This is a genomic window from Nocardia sp. NPDC057227, from assembly GCF_042669725.1.
Taxonomy (GTDB): domain Bacteria; phylum Actinomycetota; class Actinomycetes; order Mycobacteriales; family Mycobacteriaceae; genus Nocardia; species Nocardia asteroides_A.
Genome location: NZ_JBHUXA010000025.1, coordinates 1 through 16,065, shown reverse-complemented (window position 1 = coordinate 16,065; position 16,065 = coordinate 1). Strand labels below are relative to the sequence as shown.

Genomic DNA, 16,065 nt, shown 5'->3' with positions numbered 1-16,065 from the left:
CTCAGAGCGGGCAGTCCACCGCCGGGTTGGCGACGCTCAGCCCGCACTTGGCCGCGTCCGCGAGCAGGTCGATGATCTCGGCGGCCAGGTCGCCGCCGTACTCCGCCGCGCGGTCACCGGGGTTCGCGCCGCGGTCGGGGGCGTCGTCCGCGCCCTTGCCGTCGAACGGGAAGTCGGCCACCGGCGTCACCGCGGGCGCGGCGGTGGCCTGGGCGCCCGCCATCCCGGTCAGTGCGGCGGCGGTGCACAGGGCGGCGAGCAGGCGGGACGCGGACATTCGACATCACTCCTCGGTTCGGCGCGGACGCGGTGATACGGATCACGTATACCCCGAGCGTGGCAGTGGAATCGCGAGCGGCGGCGCCGGATCCGCCGCGCGCGGGGCGTCGCTAGGCGGCGATGGCCGCCGTCCGGGCGGAGGTAAGCCGGACCAGGTCGGCGGGGGCGAGCTCGATCTCCAGGCCGCGGCGCCCGGCGCTGCACAGCACCCGATCCCAGCCGAGCGCGGATTCGTCGATCACCGTCGGCAGCCGCCTGCGCTGGCCGAGCGGGGAGATGCCGCCGAGCACGTAGCCGGTGCTGCGCTGCGCGGCGGCGGCGTCCGCCATGACCGCCTTGCCCGCGCCGAGCGCGGCGGCCGCGGCCTTGAGCGCGAGCGAGCGCGGCACCGGGACGACGGCCACCGCGAGCCCGCCGGTGTTCAGGCTGATGACCAGGGTCTTGAAGACCTGCTCGCCGACGATGCCGAGCTCCGCGCAGAGGGCATCCACCGCCTCGGTGCCGTAGGAGTCCGCGCGCGGGTCGTGGCTGTAGGCGTGCACCCGGTGCGCGACGCCCGCCGCCGTCAGCACCGTGGTCGCGGGGGTGGCGGCTCCTGGCATGTGCGCAACGGTAGCGGGAACATGGCACGGTGCTCGCGGTGTTGCATGCCGTGAGAGAGCGAACCAACCGAAGGAGGAGTGGTGCCCGTTCTGGTCGAGGAACGCCCGGCGTGGGTCGCGGCTTCGCCGAATGCCCTGCGGTTCCCGGTCGCCGCGGAACTGCCGGTAGATTTGGCGGGTACGGCGACCGAAGGGACTCGTGTGACGAGCGACGATGACACCGGAGCCGGCCCCGCGGACGACAGCGGCGCCGGACAGGAGAGCGACGACGCGCGGTCCCAGCGGTTCGAGCGCGACGCGCTACCGCTGCTCGACCAGCTCTACGGCGCCGCGCTGCGGATGACCAGGAACCCGGCCGATGCCGAGGACCTGGTGCAGGAGACCTACATCAAGGCGTTCCAGGGCTTCAAGTCCTTCCGGGAGGGCACCAATCTGCGTGCCTGGCTCTACCGGATCCTGACGAACACCTACATCAACTCCTACCGCAAGAAGCAGCGCCAGCCCGCGCAGTACCCCACCGAGGAGATCACCGACTGGCAGCTCGCGGCAACCGCCGAGCACACCTCGACCGGGCTGCGCTCCGCCGAGGTGGAGGCGCTGGACGCGCTGCCGGACGACGACATCAAGGCGGCGCTGCAGGAACTCCCCGAGGAGTTCCGGATGGCGGTGTACTACGCCGACGTCGAGGGCTTCCCGTACAAGGAGATCGCCGAGATCATGGGCACTCCGATCGGTACGGTGATGTCCCGGCTGCACCGCGGGCGCAAGCAACTCAAGGGGTTGCTCGCCGATGTGGCGCGCGAGCGGGGGTTCAACCGGGCGGATCGGCAGGAGGTCAGGCAGTGAGCGAGCTGGACGAGGGCACGCCCGAACCCGACCTGGAGCTGGACTGCACCGCGGTCCTCACCGACGTCTGGCTGATGCTGGACGGCGAGTGCGACGCCGCGACCAGGGCCAGGCTGCAGCACCACATGGAGCACTGCTCGCCGTGTATCGAGGCGTACGGCATCGAGGAGAAGATCAAGGGCCTGCTCAGCCGCAAGTGCGGCGGCGACCGGGCGCCCGAGTCGCTCCGCGACCGGCTGACGCTGGAGATCAGGCGATCGGTCACGATCACCCGGATCGACCGCGCCGACCAGGGCTGATATCGAAAAACGAGCGGCACGCGCCTCCGGTGGAGGAGCGTGCCGCTCGTGCGTTCGGGCCGCGATTCAGGAATTGGGCCGCTTGCCGTGATTGGCCGCGTTCCCCTTGCGGCTGCGCTTCTTACGTCCGCGCTTACCCATAGGTAGTCTCCCTTCTGACTGATTCACGGCCATTCTTCCACGTGTGGTTGGCTGTAACCGCAGCGGATGGGCCGATGCGAGGACGGGGTGTCATGGCTGAGGAAGTGCGTGCGGAGATGGTCTCCACGGTGCTGACCGTCGAGGTCGCGGTGGGTGACGCGGTGCGGACCGACCAGACCCTCGTCCTGCTGGAGTCCATGAAGATGGAGATCCCGGTGCTCACCGAGTCCGACGGCGAGGTCACCTCGATCGCGGTCGAGCCCGGCCAGGTCCTGCAGCAGGGCGACCTGATCGCCGTCATCTCCTGATCCGGAGCGTTCGTGGCCACTCTGAGTGAACTGCTCGCCGAACATACCGACCTCCCCGGCCTCGCCGTCGACCACCTGCAGCGGGTGGTGGGTGACTGGCAGCTGCTGGCCGACCTCTCCTTCGCCGACCTGCTGCTCTGGGTCGGGGCGGGCCCGATCGATGACGGGGCCGACATCGTCTGCGTCGCGCAGTGCCGCCCGACCACCGCGCCCACCGTGCACCTGGAGGACCGGGTCGGCACCGCCGCGTCCAGGGGCGAGCACGCCCCGGTCTTCGAGGCGCTGCGCACCGGGCGGATCGTCCGGGCAGACAGCGAGACCGAGGCCGAGGGCGTCTATCACCCGCACCCCTCCTACGCGCTGCGCGAGGCCATCCCGGTGCGCTGCGGCGACGACGTGATCGCGGTGCTCAGCCGGGACACCGACCAGCAGCGCTCCCGGGTGCGCAGCGCGCTGGAGACCGCCTACATGGCCTGCTCCGACGACCTGTGCCAGATGATCGCGGACGGCACCTTCCCGACCACCGAGGACCGCGCGGCCACGCACTCCAGCCCGCGCGCAGGCGACGGCTTCATCCGGCTGGACACCGGCGGCACCGTCGTCTACGCCAGCCCGAACGCGCTCTCCGCCTACCACCGGATGGGGCTGCAGAGCGATCTGGCCGGTCAGGACCTCGCCATCACCACCCGCTCGCTGGTCACCGACCCGTTCGACGCGCAGGAGGTGGTCGGCGACATCCAGGCCGCGCTGGCCGGGCGCACCGGGCGGCGGATGGAGGTGGAGGCGCGTGGCGCGACCGTGCTGCTGCGCACCCTGGTACTGCGCCCGCACGGCGACCTGGCCGGCGCCGCGGTGCTGGTGCGCGACGTCACCGAGGTCAAGCGCCGGGACCGCGCGCTGCTCAGCAAGGACGCGACCATCCGGGAGATCCACCACCGGGTGAAGAACAACCTGCAGACCGTCGCCGCGCTGCTGCGGCTGCAGGCCCGCCGCACCGAGAACCCGGAGGCGCAGGTCGCGCTCACCGAGTCGGTGCGCCGGGTGACCTCCATCGCCTCGGTGCACGAGATGCTCTCCATGTCGGTGGACGAGGAGGTCGACCTCGACGAGGTGGTCGACCGGCTGCTGCCGATCATGGCCGACGTGGCAACCGTGCACACCGCGCGGATCAAGGTGCGCCGCGCCGGTTCGCTCGGCGTCTTCTCCGCCGAGCGGGCGACGCCGCTGGTCATGGTGCTGACCGAGCTGGTGCAGAACGCCATCGAGCACGCCTTCGACGCCGGCGAGAACGGCACCGTCACCATCCGCTCGGAGCGCTCCGCGCGCTGGCTCGACGTGATCATCAGCGACGACGGCCGCGGCCTCCCGCCCGGCTTCAGCCTGGAGGCGTCGGACCGGCTCGGCCTGCAGATCGTGCGCACCCTGGTGACCGCCGAGCTGGGTGGCTCGATCGGGCTGCACCCCGGCGCCGACATCGGCACCGACGCGGTGCTCCGGGTGCCGCTCGGCAGGCGGCAGGGGCGCTAGCAAACCGGCGCGGGAAGCAGAGAAGCCCGGCACCACGGGGGTGCCGGGCCGGGTGGCATCCGCCGAGCCGGGCTGGGCTCGGTTTCAGCCTGCCGTCGAAACTAGACGACGGTGCGGGTGCGGGTGCGGGCGTTGCGACGCTTCAGCGCCCTGCGCTCGTCCTCGCTCATACCACCCCACACGCCGGCGTCCTGCCCGGACTTCAGGGCCCAGGAAAGGCAGTCGGCAGTGACAGGGCAGCGAGCGCAGACCAGCTTGGCATCGGCAATCTGCGCGAGCGCCGGACCACTGTTTCCCACCGGGAAAAACAGCTCAGGGTCCTCGTCGCGACAGATGGCATTGTGGCGCCAGTCCATTCCACTGCTCCTTGTCTGGGCGCCCCGAAAGACGCTTTGGTTTGTTGGTGATCAGTTCACTTGTGCGTATCGAATGTTTCCGCACGGTTGCTTGTGAATGCTTTCACGAACACCGTAGATGTCAATAGGTCCGCGGTGCACCGTGTGGAAGCTCACGCTGTGAAGGAACCCCTCGGGGATCCTGCTCGGTCCTTTGTACTCGCTATACCCGATTCGTGCAGCCCAACCGGGCGGGTTCGGCCGGGATCACACCGGAGGGAGCGGCGGCGGGGCGATGACGCCGAGCCGGTCCGGCACCGCGGTGAACTCCACCGCGGTGCGCTTTCCGAGGTAGTCGCCATCGATTTGCAGGCCGATCGGCTCGTGCGCCTCGACCCGCACCGACTTCACGTCGTCGTCCCGGAAAAGGTTACGTGACTTGGGGTTTCCCCCCGGTCGGAGGAGCTGCCCGGCGAGCAGAACGGTGGGCACGACGGCGGTGGTGCGGACCGCGAAGAGCCCGAGCCCGGTCTCGAACCTGGTGCCCGGGTTGGTGTGCACCGGGGTGCTCTCCAGGTAGGTCCACGGTGTGGTGTTGGTGACGAAGGCGTAATGCACATCATCGATCGGTCCGTGGCCGGGGATATGCAGCCGGACCCTCGGTTCCCGGCCTTTCGCCCGGAAGAACTCGCGGACGGTGGTACGGACGTACCGCGCCGGCGTCGCGGCCCTGCCCCTGGCCCGGCTCGCGTCGATCGCCGCGCAGACGTCGGCGTCCAGCCCGACACCGGCGCTGAAGGTGAACCAGCGGTCCTCGGCGAGGCCGAGCCCGATCCTGCGGTCCGAGCCGGTGCCGAGCAACCCGATGAGCTGGTTGGTAGCTGTCACCGGGTCCGGGGAGATGCCGAGCGCGCGGGCGAAGACGTTGGCCGAGCCGCCGGGGATCACGCCGAGCCGGGGCAGCCAGGCCTCGCCGTCGTCCACCGCGGGCAGCGGCAGGAAGCCGTTGATGGTCTCGTTGACGGTGCCGTCGCCGCCGTGCACGACGATCAGGTCCATCTCGTTCGTCGACGCCCACTGCGCCAGCTCGGCCGCGTGGCCGCGGTGCTGGGTGTGCGCGACGGTCAGCTGGGTCCGGCTCTCCAGTGCGTGCGCCAGCAGATCGCGGGTCGCGGCGGTGGTGGAGGTGGCGTTGGGGTTGACGATGAGCAGCGTCCGCACACCGGAAGCCTAGTTGGCGGAGTACGCCGGTGCCGCCGGGGCGGCCATCGCTAGGCTGGGCGGGTGGTCGAGAGCGACGAGAACGAGGTGCCCGGTGCGCGCGCCGCGACGCCGAACTCGGTGCGCGGCGCCGGCGCCCTGGTGGCGCTGCAGGGCACGGTGGCGGTGGTGGTGGTGATCGTGCTGGTCGTGCGCGGCCTGCGGGGGTACGACCAGAGCCAGGCCAGCGGGTACGGCACCGCGGCCTGGTTCGGCATCCTCGGCGGCGCGGTGCTCGCCGCCGGGATCGCGCTGCTGGCCGGGCAGCGCTGGGGCCGGGCCATCGCGGTGATCGCGCAGGTCCTGCTGCTCCCGGTGACCTGGTCGCTGCTCACCGATTCGCACCAGCCGCTGCTCGGCGCGGTACTCGGCGTGATCGTCGTCTCCGCCCTCGTCCTGCTCTTCGCGCCGGGCACGAACCGCTGGATGGCCGAGGAGTACGGAGTCGACGCGCCCTGAGTCAGGGCCCGTCGCGCAGCGCGTCCCGGCACAGCCGGTCGGCCGCGCGGGTGGTCTCCGGCAGCCGGAAGCGCGGCGTCAGGGCGAGGACGAGGGCGCAGGCGGAGTCCGGGTCCGCGCGGTGCCCGACCGAGACGAACACCGGCTTGACGCCGTCCTGGGTGCGCAGCGCCCGGCCGACCACGTCGCCGTCCACCGTGACGTCGGCGCTCGCGCCGCGCTCGCGGCCGGGCTCGGCGTGCTCGCCCCAGGCGTTCTTCGCGACGCCGACGGTTGGCAGCCCGGTCAGCACGCCGAGGTGGCAGGCGAGGCCGAAGCGGCGCGGGTGCGCCAGCCCGTGCGCGTCGCAGATCAGCACGTCCGGCGGGGTGGCGAGCTGTTCGATGGCGCGCAGCGCGGTCGGGAGCTCGCGGAAGGCGAGCAGCCCGGGCAGGTAGGGGAAATCGGTGTGGCCGTGCGCGACGGCCGTGGCGACCGGCAACAGGGTCGCCGCGTCCAGCACGACGACCGCGGCGGCCACCGCGCCCGACTCGGTGTAGGCGGAGTCGAGCCCGGCGACGGTGCGGATGCGCGCGGGTAGCGGGGTGATCGCCACCCGGTGCCGCAGCCGCTCCTGCAGCGCGACCGCTGCGTCCGCGTCGGCGGGCAGCTCCGGTGCGGGAAGCCGCATCAGCCCCGGTCCGCGGTGGCGGCGAGGTCGGTGAGGGCGGTGCCCGCGAGGCGGTAGCCGATCCAGTCGTCCTGGGGGACGGCGCCGAGCGCGCGGTAGAACTCCAGGGATGGGGTGTTCCAGGTGAGCACGGACCAGGCCACCCGGCTGTAGCCCCGGTCGACCGCCTCGGCGGCCAGCGCGGTCAGCAGGGCCTTGCCGTGGCCGCTGCCGCGGGAATCCGGCGTGACGTAGAGATCCTCCAGGTAGATGCCGTGCACGCCGTCCCAGGTGGAGAAGTTCAGGAACCAGACGGCGCTGCCGACGACCCGCCCGTCCGGCTCCTCGGCGACGTGCGCGAAGAGCGCGGGTGCCGGGCCGAAGAGCGCGCCGTGCAGCTGCTCGACGGTGAGCGTGCACTGGTCGGCGGCCTTCTCGTACTCGGCGAGGTCGTGCACCAGCCCGACGATGGCGGGAATGTCGGAGGGGACTGCGCGGCGGATCACTCGGGGGCTCCTTCGGGTTCGGGGACGGTGCCGACCAGGTTGTGCGCGTGCAGGGTGCGGACCTCCCGGTCGAAGCCGAGCACCGAGATCCCGCCGGTCGACATCGCGAAGCGGCGCCCCTCCAGCACCGGGAGCTCGTTCCAGCGCGCGATCAGCGCGCGGGAGAAGTGGCCGTGGCCGACCAGCACCACGTCCCGCGCGGGCAGCTCGGGGAGTACCAGGCGCAGCACCGCGTCGGCCCGCGCGGTCACCTGCGCGGCCGATTCGCCGCCCGGCACGGCGCCGGTCCAGATGGTCCAGTCCGGGACGGTCTCCCTGATCTCCTCGGTGGTGCGGCCCTCGTAGTCGCCGTAGTCCCACTCGGCGAGGTTCTCGTCCACGACGTCCGGGGTGAGCCCGGCCAGCTCGGCGGTGTGCCGCGCGCGCTGCCTGGGGCTGGTGAAGACGAGCGGGGTGCGCAGGGCGAGCCCGGCCAGGACCGGGCCCGCCGCCGCGGCCTGGCGCTCGCCGAGCGCGGTCAGCGGCAGGTCGGTGCGGCCGGTGTGTTTGAGCAGCGTCGACCACGGGGTCTCGCCGTGCCGGAGCAGTACGAGCCTGGCCTCGTCGAGTGCGGACATGGCACCCATCATGTCCCCCCGCGCTCAGCCGAGGGCGTGCACCCGGCCGTCGCGCAGCTCCAGCACCGTGGCACCGCTCACCGCGAGCGCCACCGGGCCGGTGCTCGCACCGCGGTCGACCGGGATCCGGCCGAGCACCTCGCCGGTGATCGGGTCGAGGACGAGGACGGCGCCGGGTGCGGGCAGCAGCAGCCTGCCCGCCATGGTTGCGGGCGAGCCGATCGCCTCGGTGGCCACCCAGAGCGGGTCGAACGAGCTCACGTTCAGCGCGATCACGCTGTTGCCGGTGAAGAGCAGCGCGGCCGAGCCGACCCGGGTCAGCGTCGCCGACTCGGCGAGCGGCGCGGAGAGCTCGTGCGTGGTGACGCCGTTGCCGGTGCCGTCGAAGACCTCCAGCCGCGGCGTCACCACGGTGCCGTCCGGGCCGGGGCCGCCGGGCAGCGCGACCAGGACGCGGTTCTCGGTCACCGCGAGCACCCGCGCCCCCGGCGCGTCCGCGCCGGGGCCGGTGAGCACCCGGGAGCCGAACTCCTCGGGCACGGTGTTGTCCTTCGGCGCCGGGTCGAGCACGGTGAGCCGGGTGGAGGCGTCGTCGGGGCAGCGCTCCAGCACCGCGATCCGGGCGGCGGAGGAGGCCGCCGAGCGCAGCTCGCAGTCGTGCCGCGGCTGGGTCTTCACGTTCACCGGGGCGTCCACGTAGCCGTACTCGAGGGTGCGCACCAGGTCCGAGCGCCAGACCTCCAGCCTGCGGTCGCCCGCGGCGAGGGTGTAGGTGCCGTCAACCGTGAGCCGGATCTCGCCGTCCAGGTAGCTGCTGCGCGCGGTGCGCCTTGCGCCGGTGTCCGCGGCGAGCATGGTCGTCTGGCTGCAGCCGCGGTCGTCGCGGTAGGTGGCGATGACGGTGCCGAACTGGGTCTCCAGGCCGCAGAGCGGGAGGTCGCGGCGGTAGTGCCAGAGCTCGGCGCCGGTGCCCGCGTCGCGGCCGGTGACGGTGCCGCCGTCGCCGGTGATCAGCACGGAGCCGGAGACCAGGACCCTGGCCGAGACCGGGTCGGGGGCCTGCCACAGCTCGCGCAGCGCGGTAGGGACCGTGCCCGCCGCCGGCGGGGGCGCCACGGTCGTCGCCGCCGTCGCCGAATCGGTCTGCCGCGCGCCCGAGTTGACCCAGACCACCAGGGCGGCGAGCAGCACGAGCACGGCGATCCCGGCGGTGGTCAGGAGGTCGGCGCGGGTCTGCCGCTCGGGTTCGAGCACGCACGCGAGCGTAGCGCAGGGGTTTGCCGCGCCCGGGGCTGAGCGCTCGCGCTGCTCCGGAGACGCGACCGCCGGCGCACCGTGATCGGTGCGCCGGCGGTTCGGGGGTGAACTCAGGCTTCGGCGGTGGCCTCGGCCGGGGCGGCCGCGCCCTCGCCGGCCGGCTTGCGCCGCCTGCGGCGACGTCGGGCGGGCTTGTCGCCGGAGTCGTCGGAGTCCGCCGACTCGGCGGTGCCGTCGGCCGCGGCGTTCCCGTCGGCGGCGGCGTTGCCGTCGACCTTGGCGGTGCCGTTGACCTCGGCGTTGCCGTCGGCCGCGGCGTTGCCGTCGACCTCGGCGGGGGTGTCGCGATCCGCCGCGATGGCGGAAGCGCCTGCCGTCACGGTGTCGTCCGCCGCGCCGTCCGCGCCGTCCGCGCCGGACACCTCGGCCACCGCGTCGTCCGCACCGCGACGCCTGCGACGGCGCTTGCGCGCGGGCGCATCGGCGGTATCGGCCGCCGAGCCGCCATCGGCGACCTGGGCGCCTTCGGCGCCGGAATCCAGGGGCTGCCCGGCCCGCGTCCGCCGCCGCGACCGATTACCGCGCGGCTCCCGCGCAGGCCGCTCGACGACGACCGCGTCGTCGTCCCGCTCGACCCGCGCCTTGCGCAGCGTGCCGGTGACCCCCTCCGGTATGCCGAGCTCGGCGAAGAGGTGCGGCGAGCGCGAGTAGGTCTCGACCGGCTCCGGCATGCCGAGCCCGAGCGCCTTGTCGATCGCGGCCCAGCGGTTCAGCTCGTCCCAGTCGATGAGCGTGACGGCGACGCCGGTGCGCCCGGCCCGGCCGGTGCGGCCGATCCGGTGCACGTAGGTCTTCTCGTCCTCCGGGCACTGGTAGTTGACGACGTGCGTGACGTCGTCGATGTCGATGCCGCGCGCCGCGACGTCGGTGGCGACCAGCACGTCGATCTTCCCGCTGCGGAACCGGTCCAGCGCCTTCTCCCTGGCGACCTGCCCGAGGTCGCCGTGCACCGCGCCGACCGCGAAGCCGCGCTCGGCCAGGTCGTCGGCGACCTTCTGCGCGGTGCGCTTGGTCCGGGTGAAGACCATGGTGGCGCCGCGGGTCTCCGCCTGCAGGATCCGCGCGACCAGCTCCGCCTTGTCCAGCGCGTGCGCCCGGTAGACGAACTGCGTGGTGCGCTCGTGGATCGCGGAGTCGTGCGGCTCCTCGGCCCTGATGTGCGTCGGCCTGCTCAGGAAGGTGCGGGCCAGCGTGATGATCGGGCCGGGCATGGTGGCCGAGAAGAGCATGGTCTGCCGCTTCTCCGGGACCATGGTCAGGATCCGCTCGATGTCGGGCAGGAAGCCCAGGTCGAGCATCTCGTCGGCCTCGTCCAGCACCAGCACCCCGACCTTGCCGAGGATCAGGTGCTGCTGGTCGGCCAGGTCCTGCAGCCGGCCGGGGGTGCCGACCACCACGTCGACGCCGGCGCGCAGCGCGGCGATCTGCGTGTCGTACGGGCGGCCGCCGTAGATCGAGGTGACCTTCAGCGCGCCCTGGTGGTTGCGCAGGTACTTGCTCGCGTTCTCCAGGTCCTGGGTGACCTGGATGCACAGCTCCCTGGTCGGCACGATGACCAGTGCCCGCGGGGTGCCGTCCAGCGGCGCGGTGCCGTCGGCGCTGGCGATCCGGTGCAGCAGCGGAACGCCGAATCCGTAGGTCTTGCCCATTCCGGTGCGGGCCTGGCCGATCAGGTCCTCACCTGCGAGCGCCAGCGGCAGGGTGAGTTCCTGAATGGCGAAAGTACGTTCGATTCCCCGCTCGTCGAGCGCGCGGACGATTTCGTCGCGCACCCCCAATTCGGCGAATGTGGGAGCAGTGTGGGTCGCGTCCAGTTCCGCGGTCAGCAGCGTCTCCGCCAGCCCCGGTTCCTGTTCGACAGTGATCTTGCTCAGGTTCGTGCCTTTCCTCGTCGATCGCATCAGCGCGCACGAGGTGTGGGGGCCGGTGGCCCGCGACGACCACGTTTCTCCTCGGACGACACCCGCTCGGCTCGCTGCCGGACGATCGGGGCAGGCAGCCCCTGGCGGGGCCCGCTCGCAGGATCGTCGGCGCGGCGCGGCAGTGCCGCGGATTCGGTGCGCGCACATTTCCTGGCAACGGAGTCCCGAGATCGGGCGCGTTTCCCCGGGTCCATTACCCGGCAAACTTCCGTTGTCCGCAATGATTGTAGCGTGCTATTGTTCCGCGCTCGGAATGCCGGGTTCGCACAATTGCGTCCGCCCGCCCGTTTGTCCTCGGTGAACGCCCACGTACGCTGCCGCGCATGGCAATTCATCCGGCCCGTCGAATCTGGACCACGCTCGAGCCGCTGCACGATGTGGTGTATTTCGGGGCCGGGGTCAAGGAGGCCGGTACCGCCGTCGGGCTGCGCGGGTACTGGCAGACCTACTTCGCCTTCCGGGCCGCGCCGCTCGGCGCCGTCGGCCCGGCCGCGGTGCTCGCCACCTTCGCCGGATTCCACCGTTCCATGGTCACCAGGGCGCTGCCGGACGCCTGGACCCGCGCGACCCCGGAGACCTGCCTGACCGCCCGCTCCGCGATCGCCACCGAGCTGCTCCGCGGCGCTGGCGCCGGTGCGGCCGAGTGCGCCCGCGCGGTCGAGCTGCTCGCGCCGGTGCAGCGCGCCGCCGACCCCACCGGCCGCCCGCTCTTCGCCGCCAACGCGGCGCTGCCGCTCCCCGCCGACCCGGTCGCCGCGCTCTGGCAGCTGGCGACGGCGCTGCGCGAGCACCGCGGCGACGGGCACGTCGCCGCCCTGGTCGGGGCCGGTGTCACCGGTCGGCAGGCGCTGGTGCTGCAGGCGGCGGCGGGCAAGACGCCGGTCTCGGTGATCCGGCCCGCGCGCGGGGTCTCCGAGCGGGAGTGGGCGGACGCGGTGGACGAGCTGCGCGCCGCCGGGCTGGTCTCCGGCGAGCCGGACGGCCCGACGCTCACCGGCAGCGGCTCCGCGCTGCTGCAGCGGGTCGAGCGGGTCACCGACGAGGCGGCCTGGAACGGCGCGCTCGCCGCGCTGCCCAGCGACGCCGCCACCGAGCTCACCACCTCGCTGGCGCCGCTGGTCGACGCGGTGCAGCGCGAGATCGTCCCCGCGGTGAGCCCGGTCGGGCTGCGGCGGGAGTGACGGCGTGGTCCTCGTCACGAAACCGAGTTACCCGGTACCGGCGGTACCGTGATGTGCGAGATTGCCGCGGTGAGCATCGTCGCCGCTGTTTCCCGCGCCGCCCGCAACGCGCTGGCGCTGACCCCGCTCGGCTCCGGCGTCGGAGCGCCGGAGCCGATGCCGTCCGACGTGCTGTGTGCCGAGCCGCACCTGACCCTGCGCCGCTACCACCACCGGGGCCCCGCCGACGCCCCCGCGGTGCTCCTGGTCCCGCCGCTGGCCGCCCCCGCGAGCTGCTTCGACCTGCGGCCGGGGCAGAGCGTGGTCGAGTTCCTGCGCGGCTCCGGCCGGGCGCCGTACCTGGTCGACTACGGGCCGGTGGGGTACGCGGACCGGCGGATGGGGCTGGCGGACTGGATCGACCGCATCCTGCCGGAGTCGGTGCTGCGCACCTCGGCGGATCGCGGCGGCGCCCCGGTCGACCTGGTCTGCTGGTCGCTCGGCGGCACGCTCGCGCTGCTCACCGCGGCCGCGCACCCGGAGCTGCCGATCCGCTCGGTCACCGCGGTCGGCTCGCCGCTCGACTACCGCAGGATGCTCGGCGTGCCGCAGCTGCGGCTGCTGGCCGCGCCGACCGGCGGGCAGCTCACCTCGGCCGCGATCCGGGTCGCGGGCGGCGTGCCCGCGCCGCTGACCAGGCTCTCCTACCGCCTCTCCGCCTGGGACCGCGAGCTCACCCGGCCGTTCTTCGTCGCGAGCAACCTGGCGAACACCGACGCGCTGGCCAAGATGCAGACCATCGACCGGTTCCTGGCCGACATGGCCGGCTACCCCGGCCGCTTCATGGACCAGGTCTGGCGGCGCTTCGTGCTGGCGGGCGACCTCGAGTCCGGCGTGCTCCGGCTCGGCGCGCGCCGGATCGCGCTGGCCGACGTCGCCGCGGCGGTGCTGCTCGTCGGCGGCCCGCGCGACGCCATCACCCCGGCGGGCGCGGTGCAGGCCGGGCTGCGCACCCTGACCGGCGCCCGCGCGGTGCGGTACGAGACCGCGCCCGGCAGCCACCTCGGCATCCTGACCGGCCCCGACGCCGCTCACTCCACCTGGACCTACCTGGACAAATTCCTCACCGAACAGGTCGAGGTGGCCGGTGGGGTCGCGCCGGTCCGGTAGCGGGCTACCCTGTGCGCATGGGAGTCGAGTCGCCTGCTGCCGACGTGTCCTCGTCCGAGTCGGCCGTGCCCGCCGAGCACCCCGGGGTGAACGATCTCTTCGCGGTCCTCGCCTACGGCGAGATCTCCGCCTTCTACCGGCTGGCCCAGGAGGCCGCGCTCTCGCCGACGCTGTCGGGCAAGGTGCTCGCGGCGAAGATGGCGGCGGCCGAGATGCGGCACTTCGGCACGTTGCAGACCGCGCTCGCCGAACGCGGCGTCGACGTCTACGCGGCGATGGACCCCTTCATCCGCGCGCTCGACGACTACCACGCCTCCACCGACCCGTCGACCTGGCTGGAGTCGATGGTCAAGTTCTACGTCGGCGACGGGATCGCCGCCGACTTCTACACCGAGATCGCGGGCTCGCTGCCCACCGAGGTCGGCGCCGTGGTGCGCGACGTGCTCGCCGAGACCGGGCACTCCCAGTTCGTCGTGGACGAGGTGCGGAACGCGGTGCAGGAGAACGGGTCCGAGCGGGATCGGCTCACGCTCTGGGGGCGCAGGCTGCTCGGCGAGGCGATCACCCAGGCGCAGTACGTGATGGCGCAGCGGGACGAGCTCACCGAGCTGGTGCTCAACGCCACCGGCGACCTGAACGGCATGGCGAAGTTGATCGAGCGCATGCAGGCCGGGCACGCGGCCAGGATGTCCGCGCTCGGCCTGTGAAAGGGGCCGGCGCATAGGCGCGGGCCCGGCCCAGGCTGCCGGGCGGGGCTACACCGTTCCGGATGGCCGGGGCAGGGCTGCGTCGAGCCGGGCGTGTCCGAGGGTGGCGCCGCCCGCTACTCGTTGACCGCGCGGTCGCCGCGCACCAGCCGGAGCCCCCGCTCGCGGGCGAGCCCGCGGTCGGGCAGCCACACCACGACGGTGTGGTCCCGCTGCGTCTCCAGCAGCTCCGCGGTGATCGTGACGGTGCCGTGCACCGGGTGCTCCAGCCGCAGCGGGGTCGGGGCGGGCTCGGCTGCCAGCCGCGGCTGCCAGCGCTGCGCGAACTCCGGGATCTGCCGCAGGTCGTCGATGATCTCGCGCAGCTCCCGGTCCGCGGGCCAGCGGGTGCTGGCCCGGTAGAGCATGGCGGTGAAGGCCTCGGCGACGGCGGCCCGGTTGCGCAGTACCCGGCGCGCGGTCTCGTGCCGGAAGACCCAATACGCGAGGTCGCCGGGGTGGTCGAGCAGGCCGAGCGGCTCGGCGAACTCTTCCCAGGCCCGGTTGCCGGTGAGCACGGTGAGGCCGCGGCCGAGCACGAAGGCCGGGGTGGGGTCGAGCGCCCGGATGATGGCCTCGACGCTCTCCGGGACCACCCGCACCGGGGCGTCGGCGCCCGGGCAGCGCTCCTCGCGGCCCGCGGTGAGCGCGAGCAGCCCGAAGTGGTGCCGCTGCGCGTCGTCCAGCAGCAGCGCGCCCGCCAGCGCCTCCACCACGGCGAGCGAGGGGTTCATGTCCCGGCCCTGCTCCAGCCGGGCCAGGTAGTCCACGCTCACCCCGGCGCGCACCGCGACCTCCTCGCGGCGCAGCCCGGGGGTCCGGCGGCGGCCCGCGCCGGGCAGCCCGACGTCGGCGGGGCGCAGCTCGGCCCTGCGCGCGACGAGGAACTCGGCGAACCTGTTGCCTGACATCGCTCCATGATGCCGAATCCGAGGAGCGCCAACCTCGCCCTGTCGGGGCCAGGATAACCGCGGCCTTGGTACCCCCGCCGGGTACGGGCACCGTGGAGCCATGACCACGAGCACGAACGACACCCTGCTGAAGCCCGGCGCCTGGACCCTGGACGCCCATCACTCCTCGGTCGGCTTCACCGTCCGGCACCTCGGCATCGCCAAGGTGCGCGGCCGGTTCACCAGCTTCGAGACCGAGTTCGCCGTCGACGAGGCCGGGCTCGCCACCCTCGGCGCCGGCATCCAGCTCGATTCCTTCGACACCGGCAACCCCGCCCGCGACGAGCACGTGCGCGCCGCCGACTTCCTCGACGTCGCCAACCGCCCCACCCTGACCTTCCGCGCCACCGCGCCGGTGCGGGTCGCCGAGACCTTCACCGTCGAGGGCGAGGCCACGCTCGGCGACAGGAGCACCCCGGTGACGCTGGAGGTGGAGTGGGGCGGCGTCCAGCAGTTCCCCGGCGACGAGAAGCTGCACGCGGGCTTCTCCGCCACCGGCAGCATCGACCGCACCGCGCTCGGCGTCGGTGCGCCCGCGCCCGGTTTCCTGAGCAGCGCGGTCAAGATCGAGCTGGAGATCCAGCTGGTGGAACCGGCCTGAACTGTTCGCTGACAGCGGAGCGGCCGTGTGCCGGGCCCGGCGCGTGCTCGACTAGCCTGGGACCGACAGCACAGGACTCTAGGTTCGGAGGTTGGCCGTGGAGGTCAAGATCGGTATTTCGGATAGCCCGCGGGAGCTCGTGATCGCCAGCTCGCAGACCCCGGCCGAGGTCGAGTCCCTGGTCAGCGGCGCGCTCGCCGGCGAGAACGGGGTGCTGTCGCTGACCGACGAGAAGGGCCGCAAGTACCTGATCCAGGCCGCCAAGGTGGCCTACGTCGAGATCGGCGCCTCCGCCGCGGGCCGGGTCGGCTTCGCCGCCGTCTGAACCTCTCGCCGACGACGAGGGCCCCGCACCGATATCGGTGCGGGGC

21 protein-coding genes are annotated in these 16,065 nt (G+C 73.0%); 10 read left to right on the top strand and 11 right to left on the bottom strand.

What is annotated here, in order from left to right; translation table 11 throughout:
* Position 1: 1 nt before the first annotated feature.
* On the bottom strand, positions 2-277 hold the full coding sequence (locus ACFUJ1_RS27595) for a hypothetical protein (RefSeq protein WP_378650058.1): 276 nt from the start codon (positions 275-277) through the stop codon (positions 2-4).
* Between the two features lie 112 nt (positions 278-389).
* On the bottom strand, positions 390-881 hold the full coding sequence (gene ybaK / locus ACFUJ1_RS27590) for a Cys-tRNA(Pro) deacylase (RefSeq protein WP_378650056.1): 492 nt from the start codon (positions 879-881) through the stop codon (positions 390-392).
* A gap of 201 nt (positions 882-1,082) precedes the next feature.
* Between ybaK and ACFUJ1_RS27585 the strand changes: the two genes are divergently transcribed.
* Entirely contained in the window at positions 1,083-1,727 is a 645-nt protein-coding gene (locus ACFUJ1_RS27585) for a sigma-70 family RNA polymerase sigma factor (protein ID WP_233020128.1), read from the top strand.
* Positions 1,724-2,026 (top strand): mycothiol system anti-sigma-R factor, encoded by a 303-nt coding sequence (gene rsrA, locus ACFUJ1_RS27580; RefSeq protein WP_378650053.1) that lies wholly within the window; start codon positions 1,724-1,726, stop codon positions 2,024-2,026. The genes ACFUJ1_RS27585 and rsrA overlap by 4 nt, the downstream gene beginning before the upstream one ends.
* Before the next feature lie 66 nt (positions 2,027-2,092).
* Here the strand turns inward: rsrA and ACFUJ1_RS27575 are convergent, their stop codons facing one another.
* Positions 2,093-2,167, bottom strand: coding sequence for a 50S ribosomal protein bL37 (locus ACFUJ1_RS27575; protein WP_110293457.1), 75 nt, complete (start codon positions 2,165-2,167; stop codon positions 2,093-2,095).
* Positions 2,168-2,259: 92 nt separating this feature from the next.
* Here ACFUJ1_RS27575 and ACFUJ1_RS27570 point away from each other — a divergent pair, with 92 nt between their 5' ends.
* A complete protein-coding gene (locus ACFUJ1_RS27570) occupies positions 2,260-2,475 on the top strand; it encodes a biotin/lipoyl-binding carrier protein (protein WP_233020127.1) in 216 nt (71 codons plus the stop codon).
* 12 nt (positions 2,476-2,487) lie between these two features.
* Complete coding sequence (locus ACFUJ1_RS27565) at positions 2,488-4,002, top strand: sensor histidine kinase (RefSeq protein ID WP_378650051.1); 1,515 nt, start codon at positions 2,488-2,490, stop codon at positions 4,000-4,002.
* A 101-nt stretch (positions 4,003-4,103) separates the two neighbouring features.
* Here the strand turns inward: ACFUJ1_RS27565 and ACFUJ1_RS27560 are convergent, their stop codons facing one another.
* Both ACFUJ1_RS27560 and ACFUJ1_RS27555 read right to left on the bottom strand, forming a co-directional pair.
* Positions 4,104-4,358, bottom strand: coding sequence for a WhiB family transcriptional regulator (locus ACFUJ1_RS27560; RefSeq protein WP_067659745.1), 255 nt, complete (start codon positions 4,356-4,358; stop codon positions 4,104-4,106).
* 246 nt (positions 4,359-4,604) lie between these two features.
* Positions 4,605-5,558, bottom strand: coding sequence for a diacylglycerol/lipid kinase family protein (locus ACFUJ1_RS27555; protein ID WP_378650049.1), 954 nt, complete (start codon positions 5,556-5,558; stop codon positions 4,605-4,607).
* Positions 5,559-5,621: 63 nt separating this feature from the next.
* Between ACFUJ1_RS27555 and ACFUJ1_RS27550 the strand changes: the two genes are divergently transcribed.
* The gene (locus ACFUJ1_RS27550; RefSeq protein ID WP_378650047.1) at positions 5,622-6,056 is read left to right on the top strand and encodes a hypothetical protein; all 435 of its coding nucleotides are present in this window, start codon (positions 5,622-5,624) and stop codon (positions 6,054-6,056) included.
* 1 nt (position 6,057) lies between these two features.
* On the opposite strand, the gene ACFUJ1_RS27545 is transcribed toward ACFUJ1_RS27550, so the two are convergent.
* The 5 genes from ACFUJ1_RS27545 to ACFUJ1_RS27525 form a co-directional block, all read right to left on the bottom strand.
* Entirely contained in the window at positions 6,058-6,726 is a 669-nt protein-coding gene (locus tag ACFUJ1_RS27545) for an endonuclease V (protein ID WP_378650046.1), read from the bottom strand.
* Positions 6,726-7,211 carry a GNAT family N-acetyltransferase gene (locus ACFUJ1_RS27540; protein ID WP_378650044.1) on the bottom strand — a complete coding sequence of 162 codons (486 nt, stop codon included), beginning with the start codon at positions 7,209-7,211 and terminating at the stop codon, positions 6,726-6,728. The genes ACFUJ1_RS27545 and ACFUJ1_RS27540 overlap by 1 nt, the downstream gene beginning before the upstream one ends.
* Positions 7,208-7,828 carry an acid phosphatase gene (locus tag ACFUJ1_RS27535; RefSeq protein ID WP_378650042.1) on the bottom strand — a complete coding sequence of 207 codons (621 nt, stop codon included), beginning with the start codon at positions 7,826-7,828 and terminating at the stop codon, positions 7,208-7,210. The genes ACFUJ1_RS27540 and ACFUJ1_RS27535 overlap by 4 nt, the downstream gene beginning before the upstream one ends.
* Before the next feature lie 24 nt (positions 7,829-7,852).
* Positions 7,853-9,082: a hypothetical protein gene (locus ACFUJ1_RS27530; RefSeq protein WP_378650040.1), complete on the bottom strand. Its 1,230-nt coding sequence runs from the start codon at positions 9,080-9,082 to the stop codon at positions 7,853-7,855.
* A gap of 113 nt (positions 9,083-9,195) precedes the next feature.
* Complete coding sequence (locus ACFUJ1_RS27525; protein ID WP_378650176.1) at positions 9,196-11,049, bottom strand: DEAD/DEAH box helicase; 1,854 nt, start codon at positions 11,047-11,049, stop codon at positions 9,196-9,198.
* Positions 11,050-11,390: 341 nt separating this feature from the next.
* Here ACFUJ1_RS27525 and ACFUJ1_RS27520 point away from each other — a divergent pair, with 341 nt between their 5' ends.
* From ACFUJ1_RS27520 to ACFUJ1_RS27510, 3 genes are all read left to right on the top strand, one after another.
* Positions 11,391-12,248, top strand: a complete 858-nt coding sequence (locus ACFUJ1_RS27520; RefSeq protein ID WP_378650038.1) for a hypothetical protein — start codon at positions 11,391-11,393, stop codon at positions 12,246-12,248.
* Between the two features lie 69 nt (positions 12,249-12,317).
* A complete protein-coding gene (locus tag ACFUJ1_RS27515; RefSeq protein WP_378650036.1) occupies positions 12,318-13,397 on the top strand; it encodes an alpha/beta hydrolase in 1,080 nt (359 codons plus the stop codon).
* A gap of 17 nt (positions 13,398-13,414) precedes the next feature.
* Positions 13,415-14,104, top strand: a complete 690-nt coding sequence (locus tag ACFUJ1_RS27510) for a ferritin-like fold-containing protein (protein ID WP_378650034.1) — start codon at positions 13,415-13,417, stop codon at positions 14,102-14,104.
* Positions 14,105-14,220: 116 nt separating this feature from the next.
* Here ACFUJ1_RS27510 and ACFUJ1_RS27505 read toward each other — a convergent pair whose 3' ends face one another.
* Entirely contained in the window at positions 14,221-15,054 is an 834-nt protein-coding gene (locus tag ACFUJ1_RS27505) for a helix-turn-helix transcriptional regulator (RefSeq protein WP_378650032.1), read from the bottom strand.
* 100 nt (positions 15,055-15,154) lie between these two features.
* Here ACFUJ1_RS27505 and ACFUJ1_RS27500 point away from each other — a divergent pair, with 100 nt between their 5' ends.
* Both ACFUJ1_RS27500 and ACFUJ1_RS27495 read left to right on the top strand, forming a co-directional pair.
* Positions 15,155-15,694 (top strand): YceI family protein, encoded by a 540-nt coding sequence (locus ACFUJ1_RS27500; RefSeq protein WP_378650030.1) that lies wholly within the window; start codon positions 15,155-15,157, stop codon positions 15,692-15,694.
* 97 nt (positions 15,695-15,791) lie between these two features.
* On the top strand, positions 15,792-16,019 hold the full coding sequence (locus ACFUJ1_RS27495) for a DUF3107 domain-containing protein (RefSeq protein WP_233020114.1): 228 nt from the start codon (positions 15,792-15,794) through the stop codon (positions 16,017-16,019).
* The last annotated feature ends 46 nt before the right edge of the window (positions 16,020-16,065 follow it).

Coding starts and splice junctions, on each gene's coding strand:
- ACFUJ1_RS27545 (WP_378650046.1), bottom strand. CDS start 6,726: ATGCGGCTTCCCGCACCGGAGCTGCCCGCCGACGCGGACGCAGCGGTC.
- ACFUJ1_RS27505 (WP_378650032.1), bottom strand. CDS start 15,054: ATGTCAGGCAACAGGTTCGCCGAGTTCCTCGTCGCGCGCAGGGCCGAG.
- ACFUJ1_RS27535 (WP_378650042.1), bottom strand. CDS start 7,828: ATGTCCGCACTCGACGAGGCCAGGCTCGTACTGCTCCGGCACGGCGAG.
- ACFUJ1_RS27510 (WP_378650034.1), top strand. CDS start 13,415: ATGGGAGTCGAGTCGCCTGCTGCCGACGTGTCCTCGTCCGAGTCGGCC.
- ACFUJ1_RS27560 (WP_067659745.1), bottom strand. CDS start 4,358: ATGGACTGGCGCCACAATGCCATCTGTCGCGACGAGGACCCTGAGCTG.
- ACFUJ1_RS27500 (WP_378650030.1), top strand. CDS start 15,155: ATGACCACGAGCACGAACGACACCCTGCTGAAGCCCGGCGCCTGGACC.
- ybaK (WP_378650056.1), bottom strand. CDS start 881: ATGCCAGGAGCCGCCACCCCCGCGACCACGGTGCTGACGGCGGCGGGC.
- ACFUJ1_RS27595 (WP_378650058.1), bottom strand. CDS start 277: ATGTCCGCGTCCCGCCTGCTCGCCGCCCTGTGCACCGCCGCCGCACTG.
- ACFUJ1_RS27520 (WP_378650038.1), top strand. CDS start 11,391: ATGGCAATTCATCCGGCCCGTCGAATCTGGACCACGCTCGAGCCGCTG.
- ACFUJ1_RS27570 (WP_233020127.1), top strand. CDS start 2,260: ATGGCTGAGGAAGTGCGTGCGGAGATGGTCTCCACGGTGCTGACCGTC.